The 21,546-nt window shown below is 61.7% G+C and carries 16 protein-coding genes; 11 read left to right on the top strand and 5 right to left on the bottom strand.

The features are described 5' to 3' along the window. Positions 1 to 53: 53 nt before the first annotated feature. The 9 genes from HIM68_RS10340 (at position 54) to HIM68_RS10300 (ending at position 11,793) form a co-directional block, all read left to right on the top strand. Positions 54 to 1,937: a nucleoside-diphosphate sugar epimerase/dehydratase gene (locus HIM68_RS10340; protein ID WP_172171913.1), complete on the top strand. Its 1,884-nt coding sequence runs from the start codon at positions 54 to 56 to the stop codon at positions 1,935 to 1,937. Further along, entirely contained in the window at positions 1,934 to 3,136 is a 1,203-nt protein-coding gene (locus tag HIM68_RS10335) for a DegT/DnrJ/EryC1/StrS aminotransferase family protein (RefSeq protein WP_172171911.1), read from the top strand. Before HIM68_RS10340 ends, HIM68_RS10335 begins: the two co-directional genes overlap by 4 nt. A gap of 352 nt (positions 3,137 to 3,488) precedes the next feature. Further along, a complete protein-coding gene (locus HIM68_RS10330; protein WP_139909264.1) occupies positions 3,489 to 4,103 on the top strand; it encodes a low molecular weight phosphatase family protein in 615 nt (204 codons plus the stop codon). Between the two features lie 80 nt (positions 4,104 to 4,183). Further along, complete coding sequence (locus HIM68_RS10325) at positions 4,184 to 4,786, top strand: sugar transferase (RefSeq protein WP_367647502.1); 603 nt, start codon at positions 4,184 to 4,186, stop codon at positions 4,784 to 4,786. Then, the gene (locus HIM68_RS10320) at positions 4,773 to 6,134 is read left to right on the top strand and encodes a lipopolysaccharide biosynthesis protein (protein ID WP_172171907.1); all 1,362 of its coding nucleotides are present in this window, start codon (positions 4,773 to 4,775) and stop codon (positions 6,132 to 6,134) included. The genes HIM68_RS10325 and HIM68_RS10320 overlap by 14 nt, the downstream gene beginning before the upstream one ends. A 4-nt stretch (positions 6,135 to 6,138) precedes the next feature. Next, positions 6,139 to 7,317, top strand: coding sequence for a glycosyltransferase family 4 protein (locus HIM68_RS10315; RefSeq protein ID WP_172171905.1), 1,179 nt, complete (start codon positions 6,139 to 6,141; stop codon positions 7,315 to 7,317). Between the two features lie 119 nt (positions 7,318 to 7,436). Continuing rightward, positions 7,437 to 8,987 (top strand): polysaccharide biosynthesis tyrosine autokinase, encoded by a 1,551-nt coding sequence (locus HIM68_RS10310; RefSeq protein ID WP_172171903.1) that lies wholly within the window; start codon positions 7,437 to 7,439, stop codon positions 8,985 to 8,987. A 111-nt stretch (positions 8,988 to 9,098) separates the two neighbouring features. Next, positions 9,099 to 10,601, top strand: coding sequence for an oligosaccharide repeat unit polymerase (locus HIM68_RS10305; RefSeq protein ID WP_172171901.1), 1,503 nt, complete (start codon positions 9,099 to 9,101; stop codon positions 10,599 to 10,601). Between the two features lie 154 nt (positions 10,602 to 10,755). Further along, the gene (locus tag HIM68_RS10300) at positions 10,756 to 11,793 is read left to right on the top strand and encodes an ATP-grasp domain-containing protein (protein WP_172171899.1); all 1,038 of its coding nucleotides are present in this window, start codon (positions 10,756 to 10,758) and stop codon (positions 11,791 to 11,793) included. A gap of 59 nt (positions 11,794 to 11,852) precedes the next feature. On the opposite strand, the gene HIM68_RS10295 is transcribed toward HIM68_RS10300, so the two are convergent. Continuing rightward, complete coding sequence (locus HIM68_RS10295; protein ID WP_253903883.1) at positions 11,853 to 13,049, bottom strand: hypothetical protein; 1,197 nt, start codon at positions 13,047 to 13,049, stop codon at positions 11,853 to 11,855. 347 nt (positions 13,050 to 13,396) lie between these two features. Here HIM68_RS10295 and HIM68_RS10290 point away from each other — a divergent pair, with 347 nt between their 5' ends. Continuing rightward, positions 13,397 to 14,431, top strand: a complete 1,035-nt coding sequence (locus HIM68_RS10290) for an ATP-grasp domain-containing protein (protein ID WP_172171897.1) — start codon at positions 13,397 to 13,399, stop codon at positions 14,429 to 14,431. Between the two features lie 48 nt (positions 14,432 to 14,479). Here the strand turns inward: HIM68_RS10290 and HIM68_RS10285 are convergent, their stop codons facing one another. Continuing rightward, complete coding sequence (locus tag HIM68_RS10285; RefSeq protein WP_172171895.1) at positions 14,480 to 15,685, bottom strand: peptidoglycan bridge formation glycyltransferase FemA/FemB family protein; 1,206 nt, start codon at positions 15,683 to 15,685, stop codon at positions 14,480 to 14,482. Positions 15,686 to 15,952: 267 nt separating this feature from the next. Here HIM68_RS10285 and HIM68_RS10280 point away from each other — a divergent pair, with 267 nt between their 5' ends. Beyond that, positions 15,953 to 18,244, top strand: a complete 2,292-nt coding sequence (locus HIM68_RS10280) for a LuxR C-terminal-related transcriptional regulator (protein WP_172171893.1) — start codon at positions 15,953 to 15,955, stop codon at positions 18,242 to 18,244. On the opposite strand, the gene HIM68_RS10275 is transcribed toward HIM68_RS10280, so the two are convergent. Genes HIM68_RS10275 through HIM68_RS10265 form a run of 3 tightly spaced genes read right to left on the bottom strand, consistent with a single transcriptional unit; the run spans position 18,234 to position 21,546 of the window. Beyond that, positions 18,234 to 19,970 carry an ABC transporter permease gene (locus HIM68_RS10275; protein WP_216657058.1) on the bottom strand — a complete coding sequence of 579 codons (1,737 nt, stop codon included), beginning with the start codon at positions 19,968 to 19,970 and terminating at the stop codon, positions 18,234 to 18,236. The genes HIM68_RS10280 and HIM68_RS10275 overlap by 11 nt on opposite strands. Next, positions 19,967 to 20,905, bottom strand: a complete 939-nt coding sequence (locus HIM68_RS10270; protein WP_172171891.1) for an ABC transporter ATP-binding protein — start codon at positions 20,903 to 20,905, stop codon at positions 19,967 to 19,969. The genes HIM68_RS10275 and HIM68_RS10270 overlap by 4 nt, the downstream gene beginning before the upstream one ends. Beyond that, positions 20,902 to 21,546: a TetR/AcrR family transcriptional regulator gene (locus HIM68_RS10265; RefSeq protein WP_172171889.1), complete on the bottom strand. Its 645-nt coding sequence runs from the start codon at positions 21,544 to 21,546 to the stop codon at positions 20,902 to 20,904. Before HIM68_RS10265 ends, HIM68_RS10270 begins: the two co-directional genes overlap by 4 nt.

Genomic DNA, 21,546 nt, shown 5'->3' with positions numbered 1-21,546 from the left:
CGATGACTGTGTCAGAACATCCGAATCCACTCATCCGGGGGAGGGCCGGCGGTGTGGCTTCGCCACCTTCAGCGACTTCTGGATCGACGTGGCCGGCACGGCTGACAACGCGGATCTGGAAGGGCAAGACCAGGTTCCAGCTCGTCCTCGATCTCGTCGCTTGGACGGCTGCCGGCCTGCTCGCCTCGACGGTCATGGGTTCAGGAGTCGTCAGTGAAGTCGAACTCGGTTCCGCGCTTGGGGCGGCAGTGGTTCTGCAAGTGCTCCTCGGCCTGCTCACCGGCCTCTATCGCAGTCGCTATCACTACGGAAGTTTCGCCGAATACGGCGGTATCGCCGTCATCGCCCTGATCATCGCGTGCGGACTGATGGCCGTCACCTTGGGGGATTCGCCGTTCGTCCTGCTCACTGTCTTCTCTGCAGTCATCTTCATGACCGGCAGCCGTTACCTCATCCGCTGGTCCCACCAGATCTCGACCCGTCCGCTGCGGGGCGAGCGAGTACTCGTCGTCGGCGCCGGCGACGCGGCTGAATCCCTGATTCGCCAGATGCTCTCGAACCCTGACGGTGAATATCTGCCCGTCGGACTCATCGACGACGATCCGCACAAACGGCAACTGAGCATCCATGGGGTCCGTGTTCGGGGGACGAGTGAGGACATCGCCGAGGCGGCCGGATGGCTGAATGCGGCCGGTGTCATCGTCGCGATCGCTGATTCCGACGCGGAATTCCTGCAGAAATGCCGCGAGTCCCTGGAGCCGACAGGGAAATGGCTGAGGACGATCCCGCCGCTGGCCGAGATGGTCAATCGCAAGGTCGAGATCGGCGATATCCGCGATATCAAGGTCGAAGACCTCATCGGCCGTGCCCCGGTGCACACCGATCTGGCAGAGATCGCCAAGAAGGTGGCCGGCAAACGGGTCCTCGTCACGGGAGCGGGTGGATCGATCGGCAGCGAACTCTGCCGACAGCTGTTCGCTCTCCACCCGGAGAGCCTCGTCATGCTCGACCGGGATGAGACCGCGCTGCATGGTGTCGAACTCACGCTCTACGGCTCGGCACTGCTGATGTCGCCGAACACCGTGCTTGCCGACATCCGCGACCGGGCCGCACTTGATTATGTCTTCGCCGAGGCGAAGCCGCAGATCGTCTTCCACGCGGCGGCACTCAAGCATCTGCCGATGCTGCAGAGATTCCCCGAGGAGGCTTGGAAGACGAATGTCCATGGCACCCTCAACGTCCTCGAAGCAGCACGCGCAGTCGAAGTCGAAACCTTCGTCAACATCTCGACGGACAAGGCCGCCGCACCGACGAGCGAGCTCGGCCGGAGCAAACGGATCGCCGAAAGACTCGTCAGCGGATTCGCAGCGAAGTCGCCAGGCACCTACCTCTCGGTTCGCTTCGGCAATGTTCTGGGCTCCCGCGGATCGGTGCTCCTGTCCTTCCAGGAACAGATCAGACAGGGCGGTCCGATCACGGTCACCGATCCGGAGGTCCGACGCTTCTTCATGACGATCCCGGAGGCATGCCAGCTGGTGCTGCAGGCGGCGACGATCGGCGAGGACGGCTACGTCATGGTCCTCGATATGGGCGAACCGGTGCGCATCGTCGACATCGCCCGGAGTCTGGTTGCGATGTCGAATCAGACTACCGAGATCGTCTATACCGGCCTGCGCGAGGGTGAGAAGCTCGACGAGGAGCTCTTCGGTGACTACGAAGGCACCGTCATCCGCATCCACGACAAGATCAGCCGTGTTGAGGCACCGGTTCTCTCACCCGTCGATCTCCCGGAATTCACGGCTGACCGCGGCATCATCGACACCTTCTGTGACCGCTCCTGTCGCCCTCATCCGGAAGTCGGCCGCCGGGAACCCGTCGGCGGAGCCGCTTACCTGCCGGCGCCGGTCAAGCTGGTGAAGGATGAGGTCAGGCCATGACGATTTCGGATGCAGTGCCGACGAAGACTTTGACGGCAGCTCCGTCTCAGATCATCCCGGCTGCCAAACGGATTCTGCTGTCGGGACCTGACGTCGGAGATCTCGAAGAAGAATACCTGCTCCGTGCCTTCCGCAGCGGATGGATCGCTCCCATCGGCCCCGACCTCGAAGCCTTTGAGAAGGAACTGGCAGATAAGGCCGGAGTCGCCTATGCGGTCGGACTGTCGTCTGGCACAGCCGCTCTGCATCTTGGTCTGCTGGGTCTCGGAGTGAAACCGGGAGACCGGGTGATCACGTCGACGATGACGTTCGCGGCGACGGCGAATGCCATCACCTACTGCGGGGCCGAACCCGTGTTCGTCGACTGTGTCTACGACGGGAACATGGATCCGATTCAGCTCCATCGGGCACTGAAAGACTCAATCGTGAGCGGAACGAAGCCTGCGGCAATCGTCCCGGTCGATCTGCTGGGTCGGCCTGCGGACTATGATCGGATTCTTCCGATCGCTGCCGAATTCGACGTCCCCGTCCTCGTCGATGCCGCGGAATCGCTGGGATCTCGCTTTCGCGGCCAAGCCTGCGGCAGCCTCGGCGAGGGCGCGGCAGTGTCCTTCAACGGAAACAAGATCATGACCACCTCGGGTGGGGGAGCGCTGCTCACGAATGACGAGCATTTGGCTGAGTACGCCAGGTATCTTTCGACTCAGGCCAGGGAGCCGGTGGCACATTATGAACACAGGGAGATCGGCTTCAACTACCGTCTGAGCAATCTGCTTGCTGCACTTGGGCGGGCGCAGCTGGCTCGACTCGATGGTCTGGTCGAACGACGACGGGAGATCCGCGGACGATATCGCGACTCGATCGTTGCATTAACTGACGGGATCACTCTCTTCGGTGACGACAACGAGCACCATGACAACGCCTGGCTGTCGGCGGTCCTCGTCGATGAGAGTCGTACGGGCTTCACTGCCGGTGAGCTCGGTGCATGGCTGGCCGAGCACGATATCGAGACGCGGCCGCTGTGGAACCCGATGCATCTGCAGCCGGTCTTCGCGGGAACTCAGATGTATGGAGGTGAGGTCTCCGAAGGCATTTTCAGCACGGGTCTGGCGTTGCCGAGCGGATCGACGATGAGTGATGACGATGTCGAGCGGGTCATCGCGACCGTCGACGTGTTCTTCGACCGGCGAGCTCGTTGAGCCCCGCGATGAGTGTCGAACTGCCGAGCCAACAGTTCAACGCCCACTTCCTGCGTAGACGGCATAGCGAGAGTGGATATCCGCACTCCCTATGCGGGCCTCCGCAGGGCACGGACCGGAATGGGCCGGGCAGGAAATATCGAAGATAGCGTGAGTTCGAACTCGCCTCCGGGCTTCGAACACTGGGCGGGCAGTGCGGCGTCGTTCTGTGAGCCGCCGCAAGGGAATCGCGCGCTTCAGTTCGGATCTGTCGCACGGATTCCATGGTCAAGGAGGGTACAGGCATGGAGAACACCGATCGGGTGGAACCTGCGGTCGTGTATTTAAGTTGCAGGCGGACGGTCAAGAACTGATGTCGGAAGAATTCAATGTCCTCACGGTGTGCACGGGCAATCTCTGCCGGTCGCCCCTGGCAGAGCTCGCGCTTGCGCAGCGATTTGCCGAGGTCTGCGAGATCCGCGTTCATTCAGCCGGCACTCGTGCGGCCTTGGGGCATCGGACGCCGGAAGAAGTGTGGGAGATCGCCGGGTTCATGGGGGTCATCGAGGGGCGGGCCGTACACGCTCGGCAAGTGGACGAAGATCTGCTCGGCGCTGCTGACCTCGTGCTTACGATGACACGCGATCAAAGGCGTGAGGTCGTCGAGCTCAACCCTCGCATCGTTCGCAGAACCTTCACCATCAGAGAGATTTCGAGTCTCGCCGCAGTCACCCGAGATGAGGACATTGTGACTGAAGGTGCAGTTCCGACAGCTGACCGCGCAACCCGCTTGCGTGCTGCAGTCGAAGCAGCCGGTCGGCGCCGGAGCAGGAGGCGGAACCTCACGCTTCCGGCGCACGACGATGTCGTTGACCCCTACGGCTGCTCTCGGGACATCTATGCACTTTCGGCCCTCCAGCTCGCCCCTGCTGTCGAAGGGGTATCGGTTCTGTTTCAAAGAGCGCTGAACCTCGGCGAGGGGGAATGATGTTGAAAGGCAGACGACGGCCGGCGGCAATGAGTACGCGACGTGCGCACCCTTCGGACGGACGGATCTCTTATGACAATGTGAAACGCATTGCCGATATCTGTTTCAGCGTGATCGGACTCATCTTGGCGTCCCCTGTGATCGCCGGAGTGGCCCTGGTCGTCCTGGCCGTCCACGGTCGACCGGTGCTTTTCCGGCAGTCTCGGCCAGGGCTGGGTGGCAAGGTCTTCGACATTCTGAAGTTCCGAACCATGGTGGAGCCCGACGGAGAGCGTGTGACTGACGGACAGCGCCTGACGCGACTCGGCCGGTTCCTACGCGCTTCGAGCCTCGACGAACTCCCTTCGCTGTGGAATGTCGTATGCGGTGACATGAGCTTTGTCGGTCCGCGACCCTTGATCGTCGAATATCTCGATCTCTATACGCTTGAGCAGGCTCGACGGCATGAGGTTCGTCCTGGAATCACCGGATTGGCACAGGTCAGGGGCCGCAACGATCTTGAGTGGGCAGACCGTTTCCGTCTCGACGTCGAATACGTCGACGGCAGGTGTCTGCGAATCGACTTCTCCATTCTTCTGCAGACGGTGCGAACAGTCGTCGGTCGGCGGGGAATCAGCAAACACGGACACGACACCATGCCTGTGTTCACTGGACGGGAGAACTCCAGTGATGTCAGCCAGTGACAGTCAGACGGGTACGAAGATCGCCGCAGCAGTTTTGGTGGCAGCCCAGATCTTGGCGGCCGGTGGTGCAGTGGCAGTCAATCTGCTGGCCGCTGTCGTGTTGAGTCCGGCGGGGCGCGGAGACCTGGCTTTTGCACTGCAGTTGGCATACTTTCTTTCCGTGTTCGCGCTCATGGGGCTCGAACGGCCCTTCATCGCTTCGCGTTCTGGAGGATTCGGCACCGAATATCGTGTCTTTGCGCGCATGGTGACGCCCGGCACGCTCTGCGTTCTGCCCATCGCCTTCATCGCAGCAGCGCTGTCGCCGTTCAGCACCAGATGGATGTGGATGGGTGTGATCGCGATCGCCGCCTACGTTGCGCTCAATTCATTGGTGCATGCTCTGCGCGTCGCCTATGTGTGCAGCCGTGAGTGGAAATGGTTTGCCGTCAATGCGATCGTCACCCAGCTGATCATCGTCGTCGGAGCGGTATTGCTGGTGCTGATCGGTATCAATGATCCGGTGGTGTGGATGTGGGCCTATGCGGCTTCTGCGGTACCGACAGCGGTCCTCCTGTTCGTCGCACCCCGCCCCTCGAAGCACTTGGAACCCACCCGAACCGAGAAGCGAGGACTCCGCCGGCGGGGCTGGGTGCTTCTCCCATCCGAATTCAGCAATTCCGCCATGCTTCGATCCGATCGTCTGCTTCTGCCGATCTTAAGCAGTTCGGCCGCGCTGGGCCTGTACGTCACAGTAGCCACTGTTCTCGAGATGGCCACCTGGCCGGTGCAGCAGTGGGTTGATGCTTCATTGCGGAATTGGTCTCAGGGCTTCTCTTCCCATTCTTTCCCAGTGGTGCGAATAATCGCCCGAAGCGTTCTGCTGCTGGTGGCTTCTGCCGCGGTACTCGCAGCCGCAGCATACGCCATGATCGTCTTTGTTCTGCCGGACTCCTATGCGCCGGCAGCAGCCGCTATCATCCCATTGGCTGTATCCGCCGTCATCTTCGGAGTTACACGCGTCCAACAGGGCCTCCTCATCGCTGCGGACTCCCCGGGAACGGTGTCGGTCGTCGAAATCATCGGCACCGTGGCCTCGCTCATTGCATACATCACTCTGATTCCGTACTACGGAATGTTCGGCGCGGCCTACGGGTCGATCATCGGATATGCCGTCTGCGCCGCTGCCGGAGCCTTCACGCTCGCGCGGGTGATCAGGCGCAAAGCAAAGCAGTCGTATGCAGATGGGCCGAGCGCTGACGTTGCCGATGGTGGCGCGGACTTGTCAGACATCGCACCGTCGGCAGCAGAGCCTGCAGGATCTGACGTCGAGCTCATAGACCGATATCCGGACCGGACAAGGAAGTGAAGTCATGGACGTATTGATGATCGCCCATTACACAGCAACTGGATGGCTGCCGAACGATCGCTTCGACAGCTTGGCGAGCATTCTTGCTCGCCGCGGTGCAGAAGTCGAGCTGGTCACATCCTCGTTCCAGCACGCGTTCAAGACGCAACGTGACACTTCGGTGGAACGGAACCCGCTGTACTCGACCACCTATGTGCACGAACCGTCGTATCGGAGCAACGTCTCTGCCGGTCGTCTGCGCAGCCACCGGGCCCTCGGGAGGAACCTTGCTGAATACCTGCGGCGGAGGAAGGTCCCGGACATCATCTACTGTTCCATGCCTTCTCTCGAGGTGGCGCATGCCGCAGCCGAATTCGCGGAGAAGAACGATGTGAGATTCATCCTCGACGTGCAGGACCTATGGCCAGAGGCCTTTGAAATGGTCTTGCGACCACGCTGGATGGTGCGCCAGGCTCTGATCCCCATCCGCAGGCGTGCCGAGGCGATCTACCGAGCTGCGGATGCAGTGGTGACCGTCTCCGAAACCTATTCAGAACGAGTGAGTTCGGCACGCAGGGACGGCTCGACTGTCTCCACCGTGTACCTCGGGTCGGATCTGACGAGATTCGACTCCTATCCGGTTCTGCGTCCTCCCCGAACAGGAATCGCGGAGCTCGCATATATCGGAACTCTGGGACACAGCTACGACCTGCCGTCGGTGTTCGGGGCTCTTCGCGAACTGAGAAGGAAAGGCATCCGCATGCGCCTGCACGTCATGGGTACGGGTCCCTTCGAAGATCGCTGGCGTGAGGAAGCAGGGGATCTGGATGAGGACGTGGTGTTCTACGGCAAGCTCGAATACCCGGAGATGGTTTCGCGTCTGCGCGGGTGCGATATCGCCATCAATCCCATTGTTGCGAACTCGGCGGCGAGCATCATCAACAAAGTCTGCGATTATGCAGCCGCAGGACTCCCTGTCGTCAACTCTCAGCAGTGCGCCGAGTACCAAGATCTCCTCACCGAGTATGGAGCGGGTATCAATTGCGAATCGACTCCGGCCGCATTCGCAGAGGCCCTCAAGAAGATGGCCGATGACCGTCGACTGGCAGAGCGCGGCCGAGGATCCAGACGAATGGCCGAAGACCACTTCGACCGGTCAAAGACGTACGAACGCCTCGGAGGGGTGGTCCTCGATGCACATTGATCGTGGAGGCTCCCTGGGTGGTCATGTCCCCCCCCCCCCCCCCCACAGGGGCAATGCCGTGCACTTCTTTCTCACACCTCTCAGCCAACTGAACACTGCCGCGTAGGAAGTGAACGATCATGATTGTTCAGCACTATCTGACGATCCTCCGCGAACGGTGGGTCTACGCACTGTCGACCGCCTTCGTCGTGATAGCTGCGGTAGCCGGGATCACGGCGCTGCAGCCCCCTGTGTACGAGTCGTCCGCAAACGTCTTCGTCCGTACCGATCCAGGCAATTCGGTCACCGACCGTTCGGCCGCGGCTGATTACGCTCGGCAGCAGATCGACACCTATGCGGATCTCGTTACCACTCCTATCGTGCTTGACCCCGCCATCAGATCCCTCGACTTGGATGCCGACGCCGGACAGATCTCTGACAGGGTCTCAGCAGATGTCCCCGAAGACACTCTTCTCATCTCGATCACCGCAAGAGCAGACGGTTCCGAAGCGTCGGCGAAACTTGCGAATGCGGTGGCTGAAAGCCTGCAAGAGCAGGTCGCAGACCTCGAAACCACCAGCGGAAAGGCGACAGTCCAACTGACGGTCGTCACTCCGGCGACGGCGCCGAAAGCGCCGTCCTCGCCGAACCTCACACAGAACCTCGTGCTCGGATTTATCGCCGCGATACTCGCAGGGATGTTGTCCGCCGTGCTCAGAGATCGACTGGACAACAAAGTGCGGAAAGCAGATCACATTGAGCAGCTGACCGACGCCGCGGTGATCGGGACGGTCCCGCTGATCACTGCAGGAGAGAACCACGTCTTCGTTTCAGAGCACGGATCGCAGAACGTTCAGGCTGAGCCGTACAGGGAGCTGCGATCGAATCTCCGCTTCCTTGAGCCGCGGGGCAGGAGCCGATCTCTGCTCGTGACTTCTTCCGTGAAAGGCGAAGGAAAATCGGTGACCTCCATCAACCTCGCTTCCGCCCTCGCCCGCGGCGGGGACCGCGTGCTTCTTGTCGATGCTGACCTACGCGATCCCTCTGTGCACCGGTATCTCGGAATAGAAGGGGGCGCAGGCCTGTCGACAGTGCTGATCGGGGATACCGAGTTGAAAGACGTCGTCCAATCTATGGAACTCGTCAACCTCGCCGTTCTTGCGAGCGGGCCGATACCCCCGAACCCGGCTGAACTGCTGGACAGCGAGCAGATGACAGTCTTCCTCGAAGAAGCCACCAATCAGTACGACGCCGTTGTCCTGGACTCTGCGCCAGTGCTTGCTGCGACAGACGCAATAGCGATGGCTACTCGAGTGTCTGGAACCGTCTTCGTCGCTCGAAACGGGGTTGTGCGTCGAACGCAGATCACTCAGGCGCTGCGAAAGATCCAACTCGTGCGGGCGCGCCTTCTCGGACTCGTGCTCAATGGAGTACCCCGGACCACAGGCACAACATATTCGCAGAGTTATGGCAGCAGCTATGCCGAGCATTCAACTCGGAAAGATCCCGACACTTGGGCGCACCGCGCTGAGCCGGAGAACATCTATTCGAAGCAGCTGGCGGTCAGGCAGGCGGAGGCTCCCCCAGATTCCGACCGTGAGGTCCCCCTCTCAGCCTCTGACAGCTCGCGTCGTCCGGATCTGGGTTGTAGATCTGTATTCCCCGGGACAAGGGTGACCAGCAATGATTGAGTTCTTGCACAGGGATCGAACTGATCGAAGTGGTGAATCGCCGAGGAGGTTCGAAGGGCCGGTTCTGCGCGCGATCTGGAGTCCGGTCAGCTCCGCAGAAGGTGAATGATTGTGCCGTCATCTGTCCGCACTCAGCAGCGCCCGTCCGGGGCCCGGACGGGTGCCCTCATGGACCCTGCTCATTCTCCGATCTTCGTGGCATCACTGACCGCAGTCTGTGCGCTGATCGTCGTCATTGCTCGCATATGCTTCTCCACGGACGTCGAAGCAGCCGCATTCTCGAGCGGGGTCATCGCCGCAATCTCCTTTGCCCACGGCATGACCCTTTTCGTGATCCTCGGACGTGATCGGATCACTATGCCGGGACTGTTCATGGCATCGAGTGCAGCAATCGTCGGAGTAAGCGGATTGCTCGTCATCCCGGATCCGTCTTTCATCGTCGGCTCCCATCCCGAGGTCTACCTCAATACGGCTTTGTTCGGCAGTACGCTGACTCAGATCGGGATCGGAATGCTCTGCCTGAGATCCGATTCAATAGGACGTCCTCATGAGGTGGTGCTGCCTATCCGCTGCGTGCGGTGGGCCCTCGGCGCCGGACTCATCACGATCGCGGCCACAGTTCTTCTGGGAGATCGGCTGGGCGTGCTGGCGGACGGATTCGGGTCAGCGGCGATTCTGCTCATCTGTATTGCGATTCTGCTCAGCCCGCGCGGTCTGAAGAACCCCTGGAATGCCGTGACCATCGCCGGTGCACTTCTGGTGTATCCGACCGCCATCATCTCGGGGACAGGCCGTTTGCGAGCCATTGCGCTCATCTTGGCCGCTGTCTACATCTTCTTCCTCAGGTACGGGCGTCAATGGCTGAAAGTGGTCGGAGTCTTCCTCGCCCCGATGATTCTTGCGGCGTTGGGTGTATGGCGCAGGGAATACGAAGCCTCGTTGAGCGGCGAGCACGGGAACGACACAGGCCTCTCGTCGATGTTCGTCGGCATCGGCAATTTCGGGTCTCTGATACATGACTTCGACCTCGGAGGTCTCCCGACTCTCGGAGCATCGCTTCTGTCACCATTGCGGGCAGCGCTGCCCGATGGCTTCGCGCCTGACTGGATACCCGACGCTATCGGCTACCAACTCGCTGCTCTGACAGATCCGCAGCTGTACGGAACCGGGTTCTCCACGGTGGCAACCGTCTATGGCGATCTCTGGTGGAATTTCGGAGCGCTGGGCTTGGTGATCGGGGTTCCGCTTCTCGCCGTGATGCTTGATCGCATCGACTCATCGACGCTCCGCATCTACCGACGTGCTGTCCAGGGGCCACGCGACCTTCTGCTCTTGGTGTTCTTCGCAGCCCTATTGGGCGGGGTCGGGGACATAGTCTGGTCCGGATTCCACACATGGATAGTGCGAATGTACGCACGAATTGCAGCACTCGTCGTCCTCTGGCTGCTCACCTTCTACCTTCCGCGCCGAATCATTCCGCAATTCGTCTCCTTCCAGCAGGGGGAGCCGGAGCGCCGTGCTGACAATGTAGACTCATCCGCTGACTCCCTCGACCACCGACGCCGGCGAACGGCCCAATACGTGAAGTTCTCAGCCGTCTCGGAACCGCAATGATTCTCGACATCGGCCCGACCTCGGCTGCACAGGGCAATGCGCAAGTGCGTCGGCGCTTGCTGCTGTCTCCGTGCTCAGCCAGTACTGTCTGTTCAGATACCGTGATCTGAGCGGTCGGTGTGAATGTCGAAACGCACTCGAAGGAGGATTCCGGATGAAGAATTCGAACGGGCTCACTGTTGTCATTGCCTCTGCCGCGCACCGGGCGCACTATGTGGAGTGGTTCAAGACGGCCTTGCGAACCGAGGGAATCCACGGTGAAGTCATCGCGTTCGAGTATCGAGACACGGCCCCGACCCTGTCCCTGGCAGACCGTGGCGTGGTGATGCCGGCATACAACTCTCCTGAGTACCGCGAAGAGGTATTGAACTGGGTTCGGAGAGAATCGCCTGACCTGTTTGTCTCAGTGAATGACTACGAGCTTCAGGTGCTGGCCGGTGGCTTGGCAGAAGAGTTGCGCAGGGGCGGCTGCACGGTCGCAGCACTCGACGCCGATGCGCAGAACATCGTCCTCGACAAACACCTGATGGCTGCGAGACTGCGTGACCGAGGACTTCCCACCCCTGCAACTTGGCTCGGCAGTGAGGCTGACATGGCGCAGGCGACGAACTCGGGCGGCAGCTTCATCGTCAAACACCGTTTCGGAAGCGGATCAGACGGGCTTCGCATTGCCACAGGTGAGGCTCTGCAGGAAATGATCATCGAATCGGCGAAGACGGCAAGAGACGCAGGCGGACGACCGACAACTCACGGCGAAGACGCCGTCATCATCCAGACCCACTTACCCGGAACGGAGTTCGGCGTCGATGGAGTGTTTGCCCTCGATGGAACCGGCCGTCTGAATGGGGCACTTGCGCGTCGCAAGGACAGGATGAGAGGCGGAGACACCGATGTCGCCACAACTGTCGCGGCGAAGGGCTTCACCCAGGCGCTGGCCGAACTTGGGGACCTCCTCAAACCGGTGGGTCCGATCGACGTCGACTTCAAAGAAGACACCGAAGGCTCTCCCCAGATCATCGATATCAATCCGCGGTTCGGTGGAGGGTACCCGTTCTGTCACCTTGCGGGAGCGAATGTTCCCGCCTATCTGGTCCGTGAGTTGGCGGGACTGGCCGATGCTCCATCACTGTTGGACTATGAAGTCGGGGTGACGACGGCGAGAAGAGACGAATTCTCCGTTCTCCGTCGATAGTGCCGGCCAACAGCCGGCATGAGCCGCCTCGGAGCGTCAGGATCCTGCTTCAGGTTCTGTCATGAACCAGCTGCGACCGAGGCAGGTACAGATGCCGTGGCATGGAGCCACGAATGTCCGCCCAGATAGTCGTCCACCGAGCCCCTCCGCCTCACCAATTTCAGAGAATCGTCGTCCCGGACGAAGACAGCTGGAGGGAATTCGATGAAGGAAGACTGGTAGGACATCGTGTAGGCACCGACCCGGTAGAAGACGATCCGATCACCTTCCGACAGCTGCGGCGCGTCTCTCAGGACTGTCAGGCGATCGTCCTCCATACAGGTGAAGCCGCAGATCACCTGTTCGGGAATCGATTCCTCAGAAGCGGCATCGATTCGCACATCGAACTCCCTCTGTCTCCGAAAGAGGGGATCGATATTGGTGCGACTGGCATCAGTGACCACGTACCGGTGATCTCCGACGAATTTGACGTCGACTACTTGTGAATGAAATTCCACAGGCACTGCGATCAGCGAACCGCCCGGTTCGACGATCAATTGAGTTCGATCGATGTCGACCGCTCCCTCGAGTCCTCTGCGAATCGTCGACACATATTGGTCGAATGTCGGAGTTCCGACAGGGCTGCCGAAGAACCCGCCGCCGATATCGATCCATTCGAGATCGAGGTCGAACTCGGAGATGAGCTCGGCAGCGAGCTCTGCCGACGCCGTGTAGACTCCCAAACTCTGTGTGAGCGAATTCCGGTGCATATGGAGACCGGCCACCCTCACCCCTGCGGCCTTCAGCGTGGACATCGCTGCGCCGAGTTCACCGTTCTCCGCATTGAACCCGAAACGGCTGTGCTGTCCCGACGTCGTGCTCTCCCCGGGACATCTCTCTTCGAGGTTCCAATTGACACGCAATCCCACTGAAAGCGTCTGCTCGGGCTGCTCCTTGGCAAACTCGGCGGCCCACCTGACCTCTCGCTTTGAATCCAGGTTGACGACTGACCCGTGGGCGAGGGCTTGGCGCAAGCGCTGCCGACTCTTGACCGGGCCATTGAATACGATGCGATCCGGGCGATACCCCACGGACAGCGCAAGTTGGTACTCGGCATCCGATACCACCTCTGCCCAGACGCCTTGCGTATTCATGAAAGACAGAAGCCATGGCAGTGCATTCGTTTTGAAAGAATACGACAGCACTGAATTCGGCCATTGATTCAGAAGTGCTTGGCGAAATCTATCGATGAATTCTTCGAGGACTGATGAGTCCAAGACAAAAGCCGGCGTTTGGGGCTCGTGCTGCCGGGTCCCGTGCTGCGCCACTTCAATCACTCTCTTCTGTGCTTCATGTCGTGTATTCAAGCAGTCTACGGAGAGCAGTTGGGGTGCGGAGTCGTTTCACTGATTATTGCGGAGAACCGCATGCTGCCATCGGGGTGTCTGACGATAGAAATAGAATCAAACTGACTTGGGCAGAATGGAATCGGAATTTCGCAGTAATATCCTGCGCCCCGATGTGCAAGAAAATGCAATTGACGAATTCGGTCTGGGTGAACTCCATCCGTACAGAGATCGTCTGATGTGATCGGGGAGACTCGGACCAGTTCGAGGAGGACGGTATGACAGCTAAGCCAGAGACGATCATCATCAGCTCAGCCGGGAGGCGTCTGTACCTCATCGACTGGTTTCGCGAGGCTTTCGAAGCTCTTGGCCTCGAAGGGCGAGTGATCGTTGCCGAAAACGATCCGACAAGCTCCTCCGCTTCCTACGGCGACGTCGGCCGGAGTCTGCCGAAATACGATGATCCGGACTATGGTCCAGAGCTGATGCGCCTGGTTGTCGAATTCGACCCCAGGATCTTCGTTTCGGCGAACGACTACGAGCTCATGCATGTCCATGTGAAGAGTGGACTTGCGAACTCTCTTCGGGACAGGGGCGTGCTTGTGCCGGGAGTATCGGCAGCATGGCAGGCCGGCTGCGCAGACAAGCTGCAGATGGCGAAGATGCTCGCCTCCATCGAGGTTCCGACGCCGGCGACCGTCAGCGGCGCGGATGACCAAGGAATCGATGAGCTGAGTGCTCAGACCGACGAGTTCGTCGTCAAGCACAGATTCGGCAGCGGGTCCTCGGGTCTCCGGGTGGTCTCAGCAGATCACGTCCGTCAGGCGGTGACAGAAGCCGCGCTTTCTGCCCCGGCGGCAGGTGGGCATTCGGGTACCCGGGATGATGTTGTAGTGCAGCCGAAGCTCCCGGGAACCGAATACGGTGTCGACATCATCGGGAGCCTCACAGACTGCGGAATGCTCAGCGGCGTGCTGGCGCGCCGCAAGGTTCGCATGAGGGCTGGAGAGACGGACAAAGCCGTGACCGTCGACCCCGCACCATTCACTCGAATCGCTGAGCGGATCGCCGAAGCGTCAGACCTGACAGGCCTCATCGACGTTGACGTGTTCGTCGATGACTTCGGTGGGGCTTCCGTGATCGACATCAACCCTCGATTCGGCGGTGGATATCCATTCGTCCACCTCGCCGGTGCAGATGTGCCTCTCTACTATCTTGCACAGGTCCTCGGGGTTGATATCGGTGAGAGCTGGAACCGATACGAATTGGACGTCGTCTCCGCGAAATATGAGAGCATCCGCGTCACGGGTTGACGAAGAGGACCCAGACGTGAATTCGGTGAGGTTGAGATGACGTCGCCCTCAGCTGCCGACTTTCACGTTCCGGTGCGAATTTTCGCCGAGGCGGGTGGCGAAGTCACGCATCTTGTGCGTGGCATCCGATCGGACCAGGTCCCGAAGCGCCAGCAGGGAAGAGAATGCGGTGTAGATCCGCGGTCGCAGCGGCAGATCCCAGACTCCGATGTATTCGTGCGCATCGGCTCCCATGCCGGCCTTGAAGTGAATCAGACCCGCAGCCGGAACATCGGGATCCAAGGTATCTTGGACCCCGCCGATATCGATGACTTCGACTCCGTCTGCGACGGCACGACGGATGATCTCCCAATAGAGGGCATTCGACGGCCTCACCTCGGGCCGGAGAGTGCTTGTTGCGGCAAAGATGCCCTGCACCCTTCGACCGAGCTGCGCTGTCGCCTCGGCGGCGAGAACCTCGCCATTGTGCCTGGCGACGTCAAATGCGATGCGACCAGGAAAGTCAACAGTCAATGTTGTCAGGACTGCCTCTATGTAGCTTCGAGGCTTTGCATTGAAACGGTTGCGGTCGGCTGTCTCCGCCAATATTCCGAGCACTTCATCGAGATCTGCCAGTTCGCCGGTCTGCGCTTGCACTCCCGCGCGGTCGGCCTTGCGGATATTCTTTCGCCACGTCTTCGACATCCGTGAAGAGACGGCCTGCTCTGAGCCGCCTTCCAGCGAGAGATGGAAATTGAATCTGGGCTGGCTGGCTTCGGCTTCCTTGTTGCCACGAACTTCCTTCCAGCCGAGTCGTGACAACTGTCGCACGATGTCACTTCCGACAGGATTGGTGTCGTCGGGGGCGAGATCGTCGAATCGTGCGACGCCGGGATCCGTGAGACCCTTCTTCACAGTGTCGGCATGCCAGCTTCGCAGCTTCAACGGCGGAGCAATCCTGACGGCGAAGATGTTCTTTGCGCGCAGATGAGAGGTCAGGGCGTGCAGCTGCTCAACCGCATCCGGGGCGGCCCAGTCGATCAGTGGCCCCTGCGGAATATATGCAAATCGGAGCCCAGTCCCAGGCAGATTCTTGTACTTGACGAGCGTCGCAGCGACCAGTGCTCCCGTATTGTCTCGGATACCCAGCAGCTCATAGTCCCAGATCTGGCCGCGTGCGTCTCCCCATTGCGGAGTCTGCTGGTAGCTTGCGGTCTCGAAATTTTCGAGGAACCGGTGGTAATCGGCGCTTTCAAGGGTTTCAACCGTATGCATGGAATCAGGGTAGGGAGGTACGGAGGGGGCAACCGGAGATCACGATGCAGCTTTCGTGCATCCGCACTCCATTGGCGGATGACCGCATATCGCTCCCGTCGGTCGACAATCGCCGACGGATGACAGGCACATTGGGAGTCCGGACAGGTCAGCAAGCTGCGTGCCGGTCATCCGATTGTTGACAGCGGGACGTCTGAGAGGGGAGCTCACGTGTACGTCGATGAGCGTGACGCGGGTGCGATCCGCCGAGATGAAGGATGGGCGACCATGAGCTCGAATGCTGAAGGGAAAGCGCAAGATCCTCGCCGCAGTCTGGGAGACTTCATCATCGAACTCGAATCTTCAGGCGTGGGCCCGGTCGACACCGAGCTCTGCCACCTGCTGTGGACTGAATGCGCCGGTCGTGCTCTCTTCGCCGAGGCGGTCCTCCGTGCCGCAGCCACCGCCGGCGTCACGGTGGAGCCCGAGTCTGCTGCCTTCGCCGATTGGGTCGTCGAACTGTGTCCACGGCTGTCCCTGGAGCTGGGACCCGGTGACACGGCGGCAGCCTCGGTGCTCGCTCAACTCAGCGCTGTGTCAGAGCCGACCGCCGTGCGGGCGCTGACCGCGGTGGCTGATGACCTCCTCGGCGGAATCGGGGTCAACGACCCCGAAGGAGTGCTGATCCGACTCCACTCCAGCGGGATGCTCACTCGTGTTGAGGATTCGGTGCGGGGCTCACTGTTGCAGGTTCCTACCCTCATCGCGGCTAAGTTGCGATATGACCTCACCACCACACCCGATGCGGGGCCGGTGGTCGCCTCACTTCTCGAAGTGCTCATCGAACATATGGAATCGGCAGGCGCCGTTGAGCCCGAACTCCTCAGCGACGTGCTGCTCTTGGCCCGACACGGCGGCTGCTGGCCCCAGCTGCTGCGAGTGACCGAGGCAGTGGGCATACCGATGTTCCTGCTCACTCCGCGGACCGCCTGCACCGCGTTTCGTCTTCTGCCGCCCAAGACTCGTGCGAACTGGCCCGGACTCGAATTCTTCGGAACACTCGCCGAGGACATCGACGCTGATTCCGCTGCCGCCGATCCGGCACGCATCCGTGCCGCCGTGATCAGGCATACCGGGCCCGGACTGCTGAGGTCACGACTGCCGGCGATTCTCGGCGACTCGGCACTGGGAGAAGATGGGAGCGGAGAAATCCGGCCGGACGGATTGCCGGTGGATGTCATCGACACCGTTCGTCAACTGATCGGTCTCGCCGAATCCGGCCGGCACGGTGATGCCGCAGAATTGGGCATCCGTGCCGCGGCGAAGATGCCCAGTGTGCGTGGGCGTTCCGTCGTCCGACTCCTCACTGCGATCGCACTCCACCATGCAGCCGAGTCTCGCCGGGCACTGTCCCTGCTCCATGAGATCGAGGGGCCAGCTCGGGCCGGTCACATCGACGGCGACTTCCTGCTGCCGGCAATCATCGCGTGGACAGCTCTCATCTCGGCCGTCAGCGGCGACTGTGAACGAGCCGATATCCATCTCGCATTGGCAGCAGAGTCGTCCGAGTCCAGCCGAGCCTGTGATGGAACCGGCTCTGTCGCAGCTCGTTCAGCAACACGGCCGAGCGGCATCGTCGACGAGCTCGTCACTCCGCCGCTGCGTATCGCGGCGGCGCTGCGGGCTCTCGACCGTCTCGACGTGCAACGCGCTCGGACGGAATTCGACGCGTTGTCCGCTTACCCCGAGCTGCGAACATTGTGGGTCTATCTGCCTCTCATCGCTCGGACCTTGGCAGTGCTGTCCGCAAAGTCCGAATCCGGGTTGCTCTTCGTCAACGATGATGCCGAGCGGTATCGCGATTCCGGAGTTCTATCCGCCGCTGAGAAGGATCTGCTTGCGTTCGGACGCAGCATGGTCTTCATCGCACTCGGTCAGCTGCGGTGGGCCGAGCTCGACCGAGAAAGGCTCTCCCCGGCGTGTGATGCGCGCATCGTCCTCGACGTCCGCTCAAAGCTCGTGGCCGGTCGCAACGCCGAGGCGATCGCGTGCGCCGATACCTGGTTCTATCACCGTTCGCTCAGTCCACGCAGCCGCGCAGAACTCGCCGCCATCCGAGCAGCAGCCAAACTGCGTACGGGGGACCAGGCTGCAGCGCAGAGTGATTTCACGACGGCTGTGAGTCTCTCGACCTGGGTGAGCTCGCTGCTGCCGCTTGCACTGCTGCCGCTGACCGATCGCAGCCGACTCGTCGACCTCACAGCCGACTCGCCCGTATGGGCGGAAGCCGCGAACGAGTTCGCCGTGACCTTCGCTTCACCGGAGCAGCTTATGGAGCGACTGCGGCGCATCGGCTCGGTCTCCGTGGAGCTGGCAGAAGCGCCGCAGCTCAACGTCGGCGAAGCCCAGCTCATCGACCTGCTGGCACGTGGCCTGTCCGTTGCCGAGATCGCCGGCGAACTGCAGCAGGTGCCCGGAACCGTGAAGAACCGTCTTTCGGCTCTCTACCGCAAATTCGGAGTTTCGAACCGGGCGGACGTCCTCAGCCGCGCCCGGTCCTTGGGGTACCTCACGCCGTGACGAGGTCCCGCCTTCGGAATCCGAGGATCCCAGCCCCGACGAGGACCACAGCGATCCCTGCCAACCACAGCACCGCCTCGGCGGAGAGATCCTGGGCCGGATACTGGCCGATATGGGTGAACAAGGACAGATCGAGGACCGCGTCGTCGAGCTGCATCAGCCCGCCGAAGAGGGCGAGCACCGCCGAGGCGCCGAAGACGATCCAGCTCAGGCTCATCAGCCGCGGGGCGAGGCCGTAGAGCAGGTAGGCGAATCCGAGCAGCGCCCAGATCGACGGCGCCTGCGCGAGATGCCCGAGCAAGGTCGGCCACACCAGGGACCAATCGTCCATCGACATCGCGGCACCCACCCCTTCACCGAGGCCGGCCATGCCCATCAGCCAACCGGCCCCGACCAGAGTCACCATTGCCCAGGAAGCCAACCATCCGCTGCGGGAGACCGCGGTCGCGAGCACCGGTTCGGTGTGGAAAGAGGACTCCTCCGACCGCAGCCCACCAGCGGCGATGACCGCATACGCGGCGACGATGATGGCGAAGTACAGGGCCATGTATCCGAGGTAGCCGTCGACGATTCCGGACCGACCGCCCATGATCGACAGGATCTCCGGCGGCATCCCCGCCGCTCCTTCGTCCATGGGCCCGGTGAACGATCCGAACACCACACCCATGACCAGCATGCTCATCGACCACCAGATCAGGCTCGAGGCCTGCAGGCGCAGCGCCAGACCCAGCGGCGTCGACAGCAGCGGTCCCGCCTGCGACCGGCCCAGCCGTTCTGCGACGATTCCGGCACCCAGGTCACGACGAGACTGCAGCATCGCGGCCGCGACGACGAGGACCGTGAACAGACCAGCCGAGTACAGCAGCGGCCACCAGCGGTCGAGGGTGAACGGTGCCGTCTGCTGCGCCCACCCCAAGGGCGAGAGCCACGACAGCCAATCGAGGCCACCCCCGGACACGTGCGACATATCACCGATCCCGCGGAGGACGAAGCTGAGTGCGAGCACCGCTCCGGCCATCGACGAGGCGGCCCTGGCGAACGCGCTCAGCTGCACAGTGACCGCGGTGACGGCGGCGAAGACACAGCCCACCGCGCCGATTCCGACCGTGAACAGCATCGTCGCCGACCACGAATCCGGTTCGGCCTGAGAGAATCCGAACGCCGCAGCCATGCCCGCGCTGAGCAAGAGATTCATGAACACCGTGAGCGCAAGGGCGGCGATGAGCTGAGTGTGCCGACCGGTGACGCCGGCGCGAACGAGTTCGGCCCGCCCCGTCTGCTCCTCGGCGCGCGTGTGGCGGGAGATGGTGAGGATCGACATCAGAGCCGCCCCGATCATGAGGAACACCCCGTACATGCCGACGATGAACCGCGGAATCGTCACCTGGTCGAGCCCGTAACCTGGCCCCGTGATGAGCGCCATCACCGGATTCTTCGCGAACGCCGTCATCGCCTGCAGCGAATCCGAATCCATGACCACGGCGATCGCATTAGCGAAATACGCGGTGAGCGCAGAGAGAGCAAGCACCCAGACCGGCAGCCACAGGCGGTCCCGCCGCAGCATGAATCTCAGCAGATTCCCCAACCCTGCCAGGTTTCCCTCGCCGAGGCGGCCACGCCGAACACGTTCATGTGCACCATGATGATGCCCGGTTCGCGGTGAGTTCCCGGGGCCTCCGTGGACAGTGCGATCCCCGTCGTCCGTGTATGCGGCCAGCAGATTCATGACTCCTCCTTGCCGTAGTGACGCAGTAGCAGCTGCTCGAGGGTCGGCGGGGTCGCGGTGAGCGATTCGACATCGTGTTCGCCGAGCGCCCGCATGATACGGGGCAGCTGCGCCGTATCGGCGCTGAAATGCAGTCGCGAACCTTCGCGGACGAGGTCGTGGACTCCGGTCATCTCGGACAGGGCGGGCACATCGTGTTCGAGCCCGACGGTGATCGTCGTCCGCGACAGGTGCCGCAGCTCGGACAGGGTCCCCGTCTCGACGATGCGACCCGAGCGGATGATCGACACCCGATCGGCCAGGGCTTCGACCTGGGCGAGGATGTGGCTGGAGAGCAGCACCGTGCGACCGGCGTCCTTCGCCTCACGGATGCAGTCCTGGAACACCGCTTCCATAAGCGGGTCGAGTCCGGCCGTCGGCTCGTCGAGGAGCAGCAGTTCGACGTCCGAGGCCAGAGCTGAGATGAGTGCGACCTTCTGCCGGTTGCCCTTCGAATAGGTCCGGCCCTTCTTCCGCGGGTCGAGGTCGAACCGCTCGATGAGCTCATCGCGACGACGCCTGTCCACCCCTCCGCGCAACCGGGCGAACAGGTCGATCGCCTCACCGCCGGTCAGTCCCGGCCACAGCTCCACATCGCCGGGAACATAGGCCAGGCGGCGGTGCAGGGTCACCGCCTTCGACCAGGGATCCTCGCCGAGGAGGCGCACCGTGCCCGAGTTGTGTCGCAGGATTCCGAGCAGAATCCGGATCGTCGTCGACTTGCCGGCGCCGTTGGGGCCGAGGGAGCCGTGGACCTCGCCGCGGGCGACCTCGAGGTCGAGACCATCGAGGGCGCGGACGCGTCCGTACGATTTCACGACGTCCCGCATCGAGATCGCCGCCGAGGCGGATGCGCGGCCGTCGTCGGTGCGGCGGGGACGGGTCAATGTGCTCATGGTTCCTCATCTCCTGGTTGAGAGTTGTCGGGGACTGACTCGAGGGCACCGTGCAGGTAGAGGTCGAGCAGATGCGGGGCGAGTCGGGTCATCATTGCGGTGGTGTCATCGGTGCCGAGGACCGAATGCAGGCGGTGCTCGAGCAGGGAGGGGGCCAGGGCCATGACCGCGATGGTCGCCGCCTGTCCACGAGAATCCTCGCTCTGTCGAAAGGTGTAGCCGGCGAATCCTTCGGTGATATAGGACTCGACGAGGTCGACGTAGTGGTCGAAGTAGCGCTGGCCATGCTCGCTGGGGTCGAGCAGGGACTTGACGAGGTAGTCCACAGCAGTGGACATCTCGGGGTCGTCGAACATCATCTGCACTGCCATGGTGGCGTAGCCGGCGTTCGCCGCCTTCGACTCAGCGATTCGCTCGAATACGTGTTCATCACACGCACTGCGCAACGCGTCCTTCGACCCGAAATGGTGGATGACCAGGCCGGGGGAGACCTCGGCGGCAGCGGCGATGCCGCGGACCGTCGTCTTAGTGAACCCGCGGCGGGCGAACTCCGCGACGGCGGCAGAGAGGATCTTCTCGGCAGTCTCCGGAGAGGTGTTGGGAGAGCGGCGCGAGTTGGAATCGGGGTTCGTTGAACGCAT

The sequence above is a fragment of the Brevibacterium sp. CT2-23B genome, assembly GCF_013168765.1.
GTDB classification, from domain to species: Bacteria; Actinomycetota; Actinomycetes; order Actinomycetales; family Brevibacteriaceae; genus Brevibacterium; species Brevibacterium sediminis.
Note: the sequence above shows the minus strand (reverse complement) of the source record. Positions and strands in the feature narration are given on the sequence as shown.

Excerpts from the sequence above, each read along its gene's own strand:
- HIM68_RS10275 (WP_216657058.1), bottom strand. The coding sequence starts at position 19,970 with ATGAATCTGCTGGCCGCATACACGGACGACGGGGATCGCACTGTCCAC.
- HIM68_RS10330 (WP_139909264.1), top strand. The coding sequence starts at position 3,489 with ATGTCGGAAGAATTCAATGTCCTCACGGTGTGCACGGGCAATCTCTGC.
- HIM68_RS10290 (WP_172171897.1), top strand. The coding sequence starts at position 13,397 with ATGACAGCTAAGCCAGAGACGATCATCATCAGCTCAGCCGGGAGGCGT.
- HIM68_RS10300 (WP_172171899.1), top strand. The coding sequence starts at position 10,756 with ATGAAGAATTCGAACGGGCTCACTGTTGTCATTGCCTCTGCCGCGCAC.
- HIM68_RS10265 (WP_172171889.1), bottom strand. The coding sequence starts at position 21,546 with ATGCGTTCAACGAACCCCGATTCCAACTCGCGCCGCTCTCCCAACACC.
- HIM68_RS10320 (WP_172171907.1), top strand. The coding sequence starts at position 4,773 with ATGTCAGCCAGTGACAGTCAGACGGGTACGAAGATCGCCGCAGCAGTT.
- HIM68_RS10270 (WP_172171891.1), bottom strand. The coding sequence starts at position 20,905 with ATGAGCACATTGACCCGTCCCCGCCGCACCGACGACGGCCGCGCATCC.
- HIM68_RS10315 (WP_172171905.1), top strand. The coding sequence starts at position 6,139 with ATGGACGTATTGATGATCGCCCATTACACAGCAACTGGATGGCTGCCG.
- HIM68_RS10280 (WP_172171893.1), top strand. The coding sequence starts at position 15,953 with ATGAGCTCGAATGCTGAAGGGAAAGCGCAAGATCCTCGCCGCAGTCTG.
- HIM68_RS10285 (WP_172171895.1), bottom strand. The coding sequence starts at position 15,685 with ATGCATACGGTTGAAACCCTTGAAAGCGCCGATTACCACCGGTTCCTC.
- HIM68_RS10335 (WP_172171911.1), top strand. The coding sequence starts at position 1,934 with ATGACGATTTCGGATGCAGTGCCGACGAAGACTTTGACGGCAGCTCCG.
- HIM68_RS10310 (WP_172171903.1), top strand. The coding sequence starts at position 7,437 with ATGATTGTTCAGCACTATCTGACGATCCTCCGCGAACGGTGGGTCTAC.